This is a genomic window from Microbacterium sp. 10M-3C3 (assembly GCF_003931875.1).
Classification (GTDB): domain Bacteria; phylum Actinomycetota; class Actinomycetes; order Actinomycetales; family Microbacteriaceae; genus Microbacterium.
Genome location: NZ_CP034245.1, coordinates 968,632 through 980,937, shown reverse-complemented (window position 1 = coordinate 980,937; position 12,306 = coordinate 968,632). Strand labels below are relative to the sequence as shown.

The window sequence follows — 12,306 nt, the reverse complement described above, 5'->3', positions numbered from 1 at the left end:
TCAGTCTAGCGACGGGTCGCCGCGCTTCCCCGTCCTGGCCCCGTCGGTCTCGGTCGGCGAGGTGTCGGCGAAGCCCGCGCCGAAGGGCAGCGGCCCGGTCTCGTCGAGGTCGCCGACGATCGCACCCGGCCAGTCGGCAGGATCGTCGGCGTCGGCGTGAGCGTCGGGGCCGTCGGCGTCGCGGCCGGCCGCCGCATCCGTCCCGCCCGCGAAGGCGTGCACCGGCAGCGTCGGCAGCGGCGCCAGGTCGCGGAGGGGCCGGCTCGCCGCGGTGTGGACGTCGCGGTCGTCGAACGGAACGGGGAGCGGTTCGGCTCGGTCTTCGTCACGGGGGCGGGTCGCGCGTCGGGGCGAGAGGAGCAGGATGGCCGCCCCGATCGCGACCTCGATGCCGACGGCGAAGGCGACCGGCCCGGGCTCCGGGCCGACATCGACGAGGCGTCCCGGACCGATGCCGCCGCGCGCGCACAGCGCGAGCAGGGCCGTGACGGCGGCGGTGACGACCGTGATCCCGCCGACGAGGGCGAGCCGAGGTCCGTACGCCTCGTGATCCGGATGCCGCGCCGCGACGTGCGAGCGGGCGACCCAGCCCGCGACCGCGCCGACGGCGACGGGGAGGAGCGCGAGCAGCAGCAGCCACGGGGAGAGCGTGTCGGGGACAGCGCCGAGGACCGGGACCCCGGGCACGACGCCGAGCTGCGTGCCCGCGGGCGACACGGCCGTGCCGGTGCCGACCGCGAACCCGGGCCCGGCGGCGAAGGACACCCCCCACACGATCAGCGTCGGCACGTAGGCGAGCTGTCCGAGGGCGAGGACCACGACCCCGATGCCGTCGACGTTGCCCGCCTGGAAGAGGCCGACGATCTGGGCTCCGCGGGCGAGGACCGCCACGGCGACGACCAGCGCACCGACCGCGACGAGCCCGACGACGGAGACTGCGCTCCCGCGGACGACGAGTCCCGGCACGTCGCCCCAGCCGCCGTGGGCCGATCCGATGCGATCTCGGAGGCGGCCGGCGGGGCCCTCGCCCACGATCCAGGCGGTGGCGCCGGAGGCGAGGATCGCCGGCACGGCGTAGACGAGCGCGGGGAAGAGCACGGCCTGCCACGCCTCGACGCGCGCGAGCGGCGCCGACCCGGATGCGGCGACGACGCCCGCGATCGCGGCGAAGACGACGGGCCCGGCGACGGCCCCGGTCAGCGGCTCGCCCGCGCGCGCGGCGCGTGCCCCGGAGCGGGCGGCGAACAGGGCCGTGAAGACGGCGAACCCGAGCGGCGCGAGCGACAGCGCGAACGTGCCCGCGGCGGGGTCGATGCCGGCCGCGGCGAGGTATTCGCCGGGCAGCTCGACGCCGATGGGCACGAGGTGGCCGAACTGCCACACGGTCGCGCTCGTCGGCCACAGCGCGCCCCAGTCGGCGCCCGTCCCGAACCCGACTGCCCACAGGAGGGTGAGGGGTGCCAGGGCTGCCGCGAGACCGCCCGCGGCGGCGAGGAGGGCGTCGAAGGCGGAGAGGAGGGCGACGAGCAGGCGGTTCATGCGCGAACGACCCTACCCGCGGGCGCCGCCCCGGCCCGCAGGCGCGCGGGCGGCCGCCGCGTCAGCGGGCGCTGCGCCAGATGCCCGGACCCGGCGGGCGCCCGCCGAACAGCTGGGTCACCGTGACGGGTGTGAAGCCGCGGTCGCGCACGCCCGCGAGGACGGCGTCGATCGTCTGCCCGGTGATCGGCTGGATGTCGTGCTGGAGCACGATCGAGCCCGGCCGGGGAAGGTCGACCGCCCGCGCGAGGAGCGTGTCGGAGGAAGGCCCCTGCCAGTCGAACGTGTCGACGTCCCACACGACGGCCGGCAGCCCCGCCGCCTCGAGCACGCGCGTCGTGATGTCGCCGTAGGGCGGGCGGAACATCGTGACCGGCTGCCCGGTCTGCGCCTCGAGCGCACGCGAGGTGTCCGCGATCTGGCGCTGCACGGCCGGGGTGTCGAGCGTCGGCAGGTGCGGATGGTTCCACGTGTGGTTCTCGACGAGATGACCCTCGGCGATCATGCGCCGGAGCGTGCCGCCGTAGGGCGCCGCCTTCTCGCCCATCGCGAAGAACGTGGCCGCTCCCCCGGAGCGCGCGTACGCGTCCAGGATGCCCTCCGTGAGCGGGCCCGGACCGTCGTCGTACGTCAGCGAGAGGCACGGGAAGAGCGCGCAGTCCACCGGCACGCTGCCCGCCGGCGCCGGTGTCGGCGGCGCGAAGGGCTCCGCCTGTGCGACCGCCGCGCCGAGCGCCTGGCCGAACGGCGTCAGCACGGTCGCCGCGACGGCGGGCGAGAGCGCGACGGTCTCCGCCTCCGGATCGGCCGGCACGCCCAGGGCCTGGAGCTCGGGTGCGGTGAATCCCGCCGGCAGCGTCACGACGAACGCACCGCCGTCGCCGGGCACGGCGGTCGCGAGGCCCGCCTGCACGGCGGCCAGCGCCGCATCGTCGGGCGCGGCGACCGGCGCGAGGCTCAGCGACCCGGCGTCGCGCCGCAGCGCGTCGACGAGGGCGTCGTACAGCGTCACCGGCGCATCCGCCGTCCACAGCTCGGCGGCGCTGGCGCTCTCGCCGGTCGCGAGGTTCGCGTAGACGATCTCGCTCGTGTCGGAGACGGCCGACACCCCGTCGCCCGCGACCACTCGGATGCGCTGACCGAGGAACGGGCCGGATGCGGCGACCACGTCGCACACCACGGCGGCGCCGGTGCCGCTAGCCGGGCCGAGCGCGGCGTCGGCCAGGACCTCGGCGGCGGGCGCGAGCGTGGAGCCACGGGCGCACGCGCGGTCGCCGAGGCCCGTGCCCCGCGGGAAGACCTGAGGCGTGTACGCGACACCCGCTGCGGCCGAGCGGCGCCCGACGGCGTCGCGGAGCGGCTGCAGCAGGCGCGCGTCGATGTCGGTCGCGCCGGAGAACAGCATCACGCGGCCCTGCACCCCGACCGCGTCGTTACGCAGCCGCCAGCCCGTGAGGGGGCCACCCTGCGTGCGCTCGAGCGCGGCCGCATCGAGCGGCTCGGGCGCCCGCGCGAGCGCGACGGCCGCGTCGGGCCACGACGGCGGCGTCCACGCGGGGTCGACCGCCACGGCGCACCCGCCCAGCAGCACCGCGAGCGCGGCGACGGCGACCGCTCCGACCATGCGACGCCGCGTCATCCGCCGACCTCGATGCCCTCGAGCACGCGCGCGATGACGGGCCGGTACGCCGTCAGCCGCTCGGGATCGGCACGGGCGACGACGGAGACGCTGGCTCCGGATGCGGCGCCCACCGCCGCCACGACGACACCGTCGCCGTCGGCTTCGGCGTGCACCGCGCTCAGCCCGCTCGCGAGGCGCTCCGTCACGAGCGCAGCGGAATCCGGCACCGCGCCCCGCACGCCGGCGGCCGCCGCGGCCGCGTCCTCCGCGACGGCGCGCAGGGTGACCTCGACGCCGCCGTCCGGCGACCGGACGGAGATCTCGTCGTCCCGCTGCCACGCGCGGCGAGCGACCCAGCCGTCGGGCACGGTGATGCGCGCGGACACGCCGTCCCCCCGCAACGTCTCGACGGTGTCGCCCACCGCCACCTCGGCGCCGATGTTGGGGAGGACGCGCGGCGCAAGGTAGAGCCCGAGCGCCGCGAGCCCGGCAGCGACGACGACGACCACGGCAGCCACCCCGAGGGCGGTGCGCCACCGTCCGCGTGCGTGCGCTCGCGCCATCCCGACCCCCGTCGATCCCCCGCCGGGCCCCCGCCCGACCTCGTCGCGCGCAGTCTATGCCGCGGGTGCGACACCTTCGCGGCACCGACGCGCGGTGCGCGTCACTGGGCGGGCTCGAGCACGAAGAGGGCGATGCGGCGCTCGGTCTTCTTCTGGTACTGGGCGTAGTCGGGCCATGCTGCCACGGCACGCTCCCACCACTCCTCGCGCTCGGCCCCCTCGGCCTCGCGCGCGACGTAGTCGCGGCGCACATCGCCGTCCTGCAGCTCGACGTGCGGGTTCTTCACGATGTTCCAGTACCACGCGGGCGGCTCGGGCGCCCCGCCCTTGGACGCGACGACGGCGTAGCGGCCGTCGTGCTCGACGCGCATGAGAGCGGTCTTGCGCAGCCCGCCGGTCTTCGCCCCGACGGTCGTGAGCACGATGATCGGCTTGCCCCGCAGCTCATTGGCGTCCTGGCCGGCGGATGCCTCGAACTGCTCGGCCTGGCGGCGTGCCCATTCGCTCGTGCTGGGAAGGTACTCTCCTGAAAGCGGCATTCCCCCACCCTAGATTCCGTCCACGGCGCCGCGCCCGTTCCACCCCGAGGTCTCATGAGCACCACCCCGTCCTCCGCGCCCGCACGCCCCGCCCGAGGCGGCTTCGACCGCTTCTTCCAGATCTCCGCACGGGGGTCGACGATCGGCACGGAGGTCCGCGGCGGCGTCGTCACGTTCGTCACGATGGCATACATCGTCGTGCTGAACCCGATCATCCTGTCGGGCGGCGTCGACGTCGCCGGCGACTCACTGGGCTTCGCGCCGGTGGCGGCGGTCACGGCGCTCACCGCCGGGGCCATGACGATCCTCTTCGGCCTCGTCACACGGCTGCCGTTCGCCTTCGCGGCGGGCCTGGGCATCAACTCGTTCCTCGCCGTGAGCGTCGTCGGCCAGGTCACGTGGCCCGAGGCGATGGGTCTCGTGGTGATCAACGGCCTCATCATCGTGCTCCAGGCCGCGACGGGCCTGCGCCGCCTCATCTTCGACGCGGTGCCGCTCGCCCTCAAGACGGCCATCACGGTCGGCATCGGCCTGTTCATCGCGTTCATCGGGTTCGTCGACAGCGGCTTCGTCACCTCGACGGGTCTCGGGTCGCCGCCCGTGGGCCTCGGCACGGCCGGCTCGATCGCGACCATCCCCACCGTGCTGTTCGTGGTGACGCTCGTCCTGACCGGCGTCCTCATCGCCCGCAAGATCAAGGCGGGGCTGCTCATCGGCCTCCTCACCGGCACCGTGCTCGCGCTCGTCGTCGAGGCGGTCGCGAACCTCGGGCCGCGCAGCGCCGACAACCCCGGCGGCTGGGGTCTGTCGGTGCCCGAGCTTCCGGCGCAATGGGTGAGCCTCCCCGACTTCTCGCTCGTCGGCCAGGTCGACCTGTTCGGCCCATTCGCCCGCATCGGCGGCCTCGCGGCGACGATGCTCGTCTTCACGCTCGTGTTCACGAACTTCTTCGATGCGATGGGCACGATGACCGGGCTCTCGCGCGAGGCAGGACTCGCCGACGACCGCGGCAACTTCCCGCGCGTGCGCTCGGCGCTCATCGTCGAGGGCGTGGGCGCCGTCGCCGGCGGGCTGACGTCCTCGTCGTCGAACACCGTCTTCATCGAGTCGGGCTCGGGCATCGGCGAGGGCGCGCGCACGGGGCTGGCGAACGTCGTCACGGGCGCGCTGTTCCTCCTCGCGACGTTCTTCACGCCGCTCACGACGATCGTCCCCACCGAGATCGCGGGTGCTGCGCTCGTGATCGTCGGCGCCCTGATGATGTCGCAGATCCGCTCGATCGACCTCGGCGATCTGACCGTGCTGATCCCGGTGTTCCTCACGATCACCGTCATGCCGTTGACCTACTCGATCGCCAACGGCATCGGCGCGGGCTTCATCAGCTGGGTCGTCATCCGCTCGCTCGCCGGCAAGGCGCGCGAGATCAGCCCGCTGCTGTGGGTGGTCGCCGCCGGGTTCGTGGTGTTCTTCGCCCGCGGCCCGATCGAGCAGCTCTTCGCCTGACGTCCGCCCCGCCGCATCCGTCCACCCGACCGCGAAAGCCCAACGGCGGCGCGAGAACCCGGCCGCCCGCGGCGTTCTCGCGCTGCGCATGGGTTCTCGCGGTCACCGGGGTCCCGGAACGACGAGGGCCCGGATGCGGCGGCATCCGGGCCCTCGTCGGGTGAGGCGCGTTACAGCGTCTCGATGATCTCGCGCATGAGCGCGGCGGTCTCGGACGGGGTCTTCCCGACCTTCACGCCCGCGGCCTCGAGGGCCTCCTTCTTCGCCTGCGCGGTGCCGGCCGAGCCCGACACGATCGCGCCGGCGTGGCCCATCGTCTTGCCCTCGGGCGCAGTGAAGCCCGCGACGTAGCCCACGACGGGCTTCGTGACGTTCGCCTTGATGAAGTCGGCCGCGCGCTCCTCGGCGTCGCCGCCGATCTCGCCGATCATGACGATCGCCTTCGTCTCGGGGTCGGCCTCGAACGCGGCGAGCGCGTCGATGTGCGTCGTGCCGATGATCGGGTCGCCGCCGATGCCGATGGCGGTGGAGAAGCCGAGGTCGCGCAGCTCGAACATCATCTGGTACGTCAGCGTGCCCGACTTCGACACGAGGCCGATCGGGCCCTTCCCGGTGATGTTCGCCGGCGTGATGCCCACGAGCGCCTCGCCGGGCGTGATGATGCCGGGGCAGTTCGGGCCGATGATGCGCGTCTTGTTTCCCTTCGACTGCGCGTACGCCCACGCTTCGGCGGTGTCGCCGACCGGCACGCCCTCGGTGATGACCACGAGCAGCGGGATCTCGGTGTCGATGGCCTCGATCATCGCGTCCTTCGTGAACGCCGGCGGGACGAACGCGATCGAGACGTCGGCGCCGGTGGCCTCGATGGCCTCGGCGACCGAGCCGAAGACCGGGAGCTCGATGTCGTTGCCCGCGGCGTCCTTGTGCGCGACGGTCGTGCCGGCCTTGCGCGCGTTCACGCCGCCGACGACGTTGGTGCCGGCCTTCAGCATGAGCGCGGTGTGCTTGGTGCCCTCGCCGCCGGTGATGCCCTGGACGATGACCTTGGAGTCCTTGTTGAGGTAGATCGACATTCTCTCTAGTCCTTTGTCGGATGCGTCGGGTCAGGCGTTGGCGAGCTCGGCGGCCTTGTCGGCGCCCTCGTCCATGCCGGCGGCCAGGGTCACGAGCGGGTGGTTGGCGGCCGCGAGGATCGCGCGGCCCTCCTCCACCTGGTTGCCGTCGAGGCGCACCACGAGCGGTTTGGTGGCGGTGTCGCCGAGGATCTCGAGGGCCTTCACGATGCCCTCCGCGACCGCGACGCACGACGTGATGCCGCCGAAGACGTTGACGAACACGCTCTTGACCTGCGCGTCGCCCAGGATCACGTCCAGGCCTGCGGCCATCACCGTGGCCGAGGCGCCGCCGCCGATGTCGAGGAAGTTGGCGGGCTTGACGCCGCCGTGCTTCTCACCCGCGTACGCGACGACGTCGAGGGTCGACATGACCAGCCCCGCGCCGTTGCCGATGATGCCGACCTGGCCGTCGAGCTTGACGTAGTTGAGGTCGTGCTCCTTGGCCTTGGCCTCGAGCGGGTCGGCGGCGTCCTTGTCCTCGAGCGCCTCGTGCTCGGGGTGGCGGAACGAGGCGTTCTCGTCGAGCGAGACCTTGCCGTCGAGGGCGATGATGTCGCCGTCCTCCGACTGGATGAGCGGGTTCACCTCGACGAGCGTGGCGTCCTCGCCGGTGTAGACGTTGTAGAGCTTGACGAAGACGTCCGCGACCTTCGGGGCGAGCTCGTCGTCGAAGCGCGCGGCCTTGGCGATCTCGAGCGCCTTCTCCGGCGTGATGCCCTCGAGCGGGTCGACCTCGACGCGAGCGAGGGCCTCGGGGCGCTCGACGGCGAGCTCCTCGATCTCCATGCCGCCCTCGACGCTCGACAGGCTCAGGTACGAGCGGTTGGCGCGGTCCAGCAGCACGGAGAAGTAGAACTCCTTCGCGATGCGGGCACCGGCGGCCACCATGACGCGCTTGACGACGTGGCCCTTGATGTCGAGGCCGAAGATCGCCTTGGCCGCCTCGTACGCCTCGTCGGGGGTCTTGGCGACCTTCACGCCGCCGGCCTTGCCGCGCCCGCCGGTCTTGACCTGCGCCTTGACGACGACGACACCGCCGAGCTTCTCCGCGGCCGCCTTCACCTCTTCGGGGCTGTCGGCGACGATGCCGGCGAGCACCGGCACCTCGTACTTCTCGAACAGATCGCGTGCCTGGTACTCGTACAGATCCACGTGGAATCCTCCGCTGGATGGTCGGTGGGATGCGGCCGGAACATCTTGACGTCAAGATAAAAACGGCCGTCGTCCACCCTACTACCCGCGTCTGTCCGCCCCGAACGGCCTCCCATCCCCGCGACGTGCGTGAATCGGCTCCTTCCGCCGGGGCTTCGGCGGCGGATCCCCGCAACACGAGAGGCCGACGGAGCGGACGGGGCGGGGTCAGGAGAGCGGGCGGAGGTCGCGGAGCGCGGGACCCTCGATGCGCGTGCCGTCGGCGCGGAAGCGCGACGCGTGCAGCGGGCAGTCCCACGTGCACTCGGCGTCGTTCCACGACAGCACGCCGCCCAGGTGCGGGCACACGGCGTCGACGGCCCGCGTCTGGCCGTCCACGGTCGAGACCCCGACGGGCCGGCCGCCGCGCTGCGCGACGACGCCCTCGCCCTCCGCGGGCTGCGGAACGGGCACGGGGGTGCGCTCGGCGGCGGTCCAGCCCTCGACCGCCGCGGCACCGACCTTCGCGTTCTCGCTCGAGCCGCGCGCGAGGTCGGCGGGCACGGTCATGCGCGTGCCGAGCACGGTCATCCAGTACGACGGCTCCGCGAGGATGCCGGGGCGCGTTCCGCGGATCTCCGCGACGATCCGCTGCGCGGCGGCCGGGCCGTTCGTGAGCCCCCACTTGCCGTAGCCGGTGGCGAAGCGGATGCGTCCGAGCGAGCGCGGCATCGCCCCGACGAAGGGGATCAGGTTGTGCGACTGATAGTCCTGCGCGCTCCAGCGGTGCGTCTCCTCGGTCACGGGCAGGTGGGCCCGCGCCCACGCGACGAGCGTGTCCACGCCCTCGCGCTCCGACTCAGCGCGGCCGACCGGATGCCCCGCGCCGCCGACCACGACGCCGTCGTAGCCGTCCGGACCGTCGCCCGCTGCCACCGGACGGATCGAGCGCGTCGGCTCATCGGCCGAGAGGAACATGCCCGCCGTCACGGGGCCGTCCGTACGGAAGGCGACCGCGTATGAGCGCATGCCGTGCGTCTTCGCCCAGTACAGCCCCCGGTCGGCGATCGGCGTGCCGGTGGCGAGCACGATGCGGTCCGCGTACAGGTCGCCCGCCTCCGTCCGCACGTGCGGACGCGGCAGCACGCGCACGCCGGTCACCCGCGTGTGCGTGTGCAGCACGGCGCCGGCGGCGACCGCCGCGCGGGCCACGGCCGTGGCGAACGCGTAGGGATCGATCGCGAGCTGATCGTCGAGCGCGATCGCCGCGGCGAGCGGGAACGGCACGTCCACCTCGTCGGAGGTCGCCCGCCGCACGGCCAGCCCTGCCTCCCGTGCCGCGTCCTTCTCGTGCTCGACCGTCGACAGCCCGTCATCGCCCTGGGCATAGGTGAAGGCCGTCCGCCGCACCGTGGGCACGCCGACCGTCTCGGCCGTGGCCGCCACCCACTCCTGCCCGGCCCGGTTCGCCTCGACGTACGCGCGCACGAGCCGGGCGGGGTGCCCGCGGCGCAGCGTCGAGAGCACGGCCCCCTGCAGCAGCGACACCTTCCCCGTGTTGCCGCCCGACGCGAGCTCGCCGACCTCGCCCGCCTCGACGATCGCGACGGACACGCCCGCCCTGGCCAGTTCGTAAGCGGTCGCGACCCCCGTGATGCCCGCGCCGACCACGACGACGTCGTAGTGCGCGCCGGGCTCGAGCGGGGTCGCGGAGACGGCGACGCCGTCGGTCTTCCAGAGGGGGATCATGGGGGCAGTCAACCCCGCCGCATCCACGTTTTTCGCCCGGTTGACACCAGCCGGTGCGGATGCAGCGGCGGGCGCTTCATCCTCGGCCAAGGGCCGACGGCCGCAGGCTGTCAACGCCTGCGCGCCCACCGCGCGCCCCGCCCTAGCGTTCCCCTATGGCAGTGAATCGACTGTGGCTGATCCGGCACGGCGAGAGCGAAGGGAACGTCGCGGCCTCGAAGGCGGAGCGCGAGGGATCGCCCGTGATCGCGCTCGACGCACGCGACAGCGACGTGGAGCTCTCGCCGGTCGGCGTGGAGCAGGCCACGGCGCTCCGCACGTGGCTCTCGACGCTGGCGCACCCGATCGACGAGTACTGGGTCTCGCCGTACCGGCGGGCGCGGCAGACGCTGTCGCTCGCGCTCGGGGATCTGCCCGCTCCGCTCCCCACGGTGATCGACGAACGGCTGCGGGACCGGGAGCTCGGCATCCTGGACCTCCTCACGACCCGCGGCGTGCAGGAACGGCATCCCGACGAAGCGGCGCGTCGGCGTCATCTCGGCAGGTTCTACCACCGGCCGCCGGGCGGGGAATCGTGGGCCGACGTCACCCTGCGGCTCCGGTCGTTCCTCGGTGAGCGGCTCGACACGTCGCCGGGCACCGTACTGGTCGTCGCGCATGACGCCGTGATCATGCTCATGATGTACGTCCTGCTGCGGCTGACCGAAGCCGAACTGCTCGCGTTCAGCGCCGCTCACACGGTGCGCAACGCCTCGGTCACGGAGCTGGTGCGCACCGAGGACGGATGGACGCTCGTCACGTTCTCCGCCGTCGAGCACCTCGCGGCCGAGGGAGCCGAGATCACCGTGCACTCGGGAGGCGACGATGTCACCCACGACTGAGCAGGTAGACCTCGCGCTGCTGCGGGAATGGGGCCTGCCCGACGCCGCCGGCGACAAGAAGTCCCGCGGTCAGGTCGTCGTGGTCGGGGGATCGACGCGCTCGCCGGGTGCCGTGCTCCTCTCCGGCGAGGCGACGCTCCGCGTCGGGGCGGGGAGGGTCGGCCTCGCCGTCCCCTCGGACATCGCGCCGTACCTCGGCCCCGCGATGCCCGAAGCGGGTATCTATCTGCTTCCCCCCGGCTCCGCTCCCCTCGACGACGCACTCCACTCGGCCCTCGAGTCCGCGGATGCGGTGCTCCTCGGGCCCGGATTCGACGATCCGGATGCCACGCGGGCGGCGCTTCTCGCCGTGGCCGACGCCGGGATCGGCCGGCTCGTGCTGGATGCCTTCGCCCTCGGCATCCTGGGGTCGGTCGACCGCGGCATCCTGCCCGCGGAGCTGCTCCTCAACGCCAACGAGGAGGAGGCCGCGCTGCTGCTCGAACGCGACCTCGGCGACGATCGCGCCGCCGACATCGCGGAGATCGCCCGCCGGTACGAGGCGGTGGTGCACTGCTACGGCACCGTGGCGCATCCGGACGGACGCACGTGGCAGGCCGAGCCGGGCAGCTCGGGCCTCGGGACCGCGGGCAGCGGCGACGTGCTCTCGGGGGCGATCACGGGATTCGCCGCACTCGGCATGGAGCGCGAGCGCGCCGCGGTGTGGGGCGGGTGGACGCACGCCCGCGCCGGCGACCGGCTCACCGAGCGCGTCGGCATCGGCTTCCTCGCGCGGGATGTGCTCCCGGAGCTCACTGCCGTGGTGCGCGAGAGCTGAGTCAGAATCGTGCGGCCCCGCCCCCGAGCAAGCCGCTGTTCAGCGCCCATCCCGCCACCGCGATGAGGGCGATCAGCCTCTCCCGTGCGGCGACGGGGGGCGGCGCGACCGGTCCCGGAACCGGATGCACGGGCCGTAGGCTTCCGGTCATGGCCGACGCATCCGCCCCTCCCCCGCGCGCCGCCGTGGCCGCCGCGGCGATCGAGCTGTTCGCCGAGCAGGGGTTCGAGCAGACGTCGGTCGAGCAGATCGCCCAGGCCGCAGGGGTGTCGCGGTCGACCTTCTTCCGCCAGTTCGGCGGCAAGGAGGATGTCGTCTTCGCCGACCACGAGGAGCTGCTGCGCGCCCTCGCGGCGTACCTCGCCCGCGATCACGACGACCCGTGGGCGGCCGTGTGCGAGGCATCCATCGACGTCTTCCGGCACTTCGCCGCCGATCCCCAGCTCGCGCGGCGCCGCTACGCGGTCGTGCGAGGGGTGCCCGTGCTGCGCGAACGTGAGATCGTGACCGTGTTCCGGTACGAGCGCATCTTCGACGACTACCTTCGGCGGGCACTCCCCGGCCTCGACCCGGTCGACGCGGTCGGCTTCGCCGCGCTCGTGACGGCTGTGCACAACCACGTGCTGCGGCGCCTGCTGCGCGGCGAGCGCGTCGCACAGACGGTGCTGCGTCGGGCGCTCGACGACGTGCGGCGGCGGTTCGGCGTGCTGCCCGACGAGGGCGACGCCGCCGGCGACGACATCGTGGTCGCCGCCTTCCCGCGGCGGATGCCGTCCGCCGAGGTCGCCCGGCGCCTGCGCGACGCGCTCGCCTGATCGGAGTCGTGTCAACCCCGTACCGCCGGTCGG

The 12,306-nt window shown here is 73.5% G+C and carries 11 protein-coding genes; 4 read left to right on the top strand and 7 right to left on the bottom strand.

Annotation, left to right across the window (positions count from 1 at the left end; genetic code table 11):
• The 4 genes from EI169_RS04685 to EI169_RS04670 all read right to left on the bottom strand — a co-directional run bounded on the left by EI169_RS04685 (nucleotide 1) and on the right by EI169_RS04670 (nucleotide 4,262).
• Nucleotides 1–1,539, bottom strand: coding sequence for a DUF6350 family protein (locus EI169_RS04685; RefSeq protein WP_205783876.1), 1,539 nt, complete (start codon nucleotides 1,537–1,539; stop codon nucleotides 1–3).
• A gap of 61 nt (nucleotides 1,540–1,600) precedes the next feature.
• Nucleotides 1,601–3,178, bottom strand: coding sequence for a polysaccharide deacetylase family protein (locus tag EI169_RS04680; protein WP_125131300.1), 1,578 nt, complete (start codon nucleotides 3,176–3,178; stop codon nucleotides 1,601–1,603).
• Nucleotides 3,175–3,723 carry a hypothetical protein gene (locus tag EI169_RS04675; RefSeq protein ID WP_125131299.1) on the bottom strand — a complete coding sequence of 183 codons (549 nt, stop codon included), beginning with the start codon at nucleotides 3,721–3,723 and terminating at the stop codon, nucleotides 3,175–3,177. Before EI169_RS04675 ends, EI169_RS04680 begins: the two co-directional genes overlap by 4 nt.
• A gap of 101 nt (nucleotides 3,724–3,824) precedes the next feature.
• Nucleotides 3,825–4,262, bottom strand: coding sequence for a nitroreductase family deazaflavin-dependent oxidoreductase (locus EI169_RS04670; RefSeq protein WP_125131298.1), 438 nt, complete (start codon nucleotides 4,260–4,262; stop codon nucleotides 3,825–3,827).
• 54 nt (nucleotides 4,263–4,316) lie between these two features.
• On the opposite strand from EI169_RS04670, the gene EI169_RS04665 reads away from it, so the two are divergent.
• Nucleotides 4,317–5,765 carry an NCS2 family permease gene (locus EI169_RS04665; RefSeq protein WP_125131297.1) on the top strand — a complete coding sequence of 483 codons (1,449 nt, stop codon included), beginning with the start codon at nucleotides 4,317–4,319 and terminating at the stop codon, nucleotides 5,763–5,765.
• 170 nt (nucleotides 5,766–5,935) lie between these two features.
• Here EI169_RS04665 and sucD read toward each other — a convergent pair whose 3' ends face one another.
• From sucD to EI169_RS04650, 3 genes are all read right to left on the bottom strand, one after another.
• Entirely contained in the window at nucleotides 5,936–6,838 is a 903-nt protein-coding gene (gene sucD, locus EI169_RS04660; RefSeq protein ID WP_125131296.1) for a succinate--CoA ligase subunit alpha, read from the bottom strand.
• Between the two features lie 30 nt (nucleotides 6,839–6,868).
• On the bottom strand, nucleotides 6,869–8,032 hold the full coding sequence (gene sucC, locus EI169_RS04655) for an ADP-forming succinate--CoA ligase subunit beta (RefSeq protein WP_125131295.1): 1,164 nt from the start codon (nucleotides 8,030–8,032) through the stop codon (nucleotides 6,869–6,871).
• A 207-nt stretch (nucleotides 8,033–8,239) separates the two neighbouring features.
• Nucleotides 8,240–9,760 (bottom strand): FAD-dependent oxidoreductase, encoded by a 1,521-nt coding sequence (locus EI169_RS04650; protein WP_125131294.1) that lies wholly within the window; start codon nucleotides 9,758–9,760, stop codon nucleotides 8,240–8,242.
• Between the two features lie 155 nt (nucleotides 9,761–9,915).
• On the opposite strand from EI169_RS04650, the gene EI169_RS04645 reads away from it, so the two are divergent.
• From EI169_RS04645 to EI169_RS04635, 3 genes are all read left to right on the top strand, one after another.
• A complete protein-coding gene (locus EI169_RS04645; RefSeq protein WP_125131293.1) occupies nucleotides 9,916–10,641 on the top strand; it encodes a histidine phosphatase family protein in 726 nt (241 codons plus the stop codon).
• Nucleotides 10,625–11,458, top strand: coding sequence for an ADP/ATP-dependent (S)-NAD(P)H-hydrate dehydratase (locus tag EI169_RS04640; RefSeq protein ID WP_125131292.1), 834 nt, complete (start codon nucleotides 10,625–10,627; stop codon nucleotides 11,456–11,458). Before EI169_RS04645 ends, EI169_RS04640 begins: the two co-directional genes overlap by 17 nt.
• A 149-nt stretch (nucleotides 11,459–11,607) precedes the next feature.
• Complete coding sequence (locus EI169_RS04635) at nucleotides 11,608–12,273, top strand: TetR/AcrR family transcriptional regulator (RefSeq protein WP_125131291.1); 666 nt, start codon at nucleotides 11,608–11,610, stop codon at nucleotides 12,271–12,273.
• Nucleotides 12,274–12,306 lie beyond the last annotated feature (33 nt).

Excerpts from the sequence above, each read along its gene's own strand:
- EI169_RS04640 (WP_125131292.1), top strand. The coding sequence starts at position 10,625 with ATGTCACCCACGACTGAGCAGGTAGACCTCGCGCTGCTGCGGGAATGG.
- EI169_RS04680 (WP_125131300.1), bottom strand. The coding sequence starts at position 3,178 with ATGACGCGGCGTCGCATGGTCGGAGCGGTCGCCGTCGCCGCGCTCGCG.
- sucD (WP_125131296.1), bottom strand. The coding sequence starts at position 6,838 with ATGTCGATCTACCTCAACAAGGACTCCAAGGTCATCGTCCAGGGCATC.
- EI169_RS04670 (WP_125131298.1), bottom strand. The coding sequence starts at position 4,262 with ATGCCGCTTTCAGGAGAGTACCTTCCCAGCACGAGCGAATGGGCACGC.
- EI169_RS04665 (WP_125131297.1), top strand. The coding sequence starts at position 4,317 with ATGAGCACCACCCCGTCCTCCGCGCCCGCACGCCCCGCCCGAGGCGGC.
- EI169_RS04650 (WP_125131294.1), bottom strand. The coding sequence starts at position 9,760 with ATGATCCCCCTCTGGAAGACCGACGGCGTCGCCGTCTCCGCGACCCCG.
- EI169_RS04645 (WP_125131293.1), top strand. The coding sequence starts at position 9,916 with ATGGCAGTGAATCGACTGTGGCTGATCCGGCACGGCGAGAGCGAAGGG.
- EI169_RS04635 (WP_125131291.1), top strand. The coding sequence starts at position 11,608 with ATGGCCGACGCATCCGCCCCTCCCCCGCGCGCCGCCGTGGCCGCCGCG.
- EI169_RS04675 (WP_125131299.1), bottom strand. The coding sequence starts at position 3,723 with ATGGCGCGAGCGCACGCACGCGGACGGTGGCGCACCGCCCTCGGGGTG.
- EI169_RS04685 (WP_205783876.1), bottom strand. The coding sequence starts at position 1,539 with ATGAACCGCCTGCTCGTCGCCCTCCTCTCCGCCTTCGACGCCCTCCTC.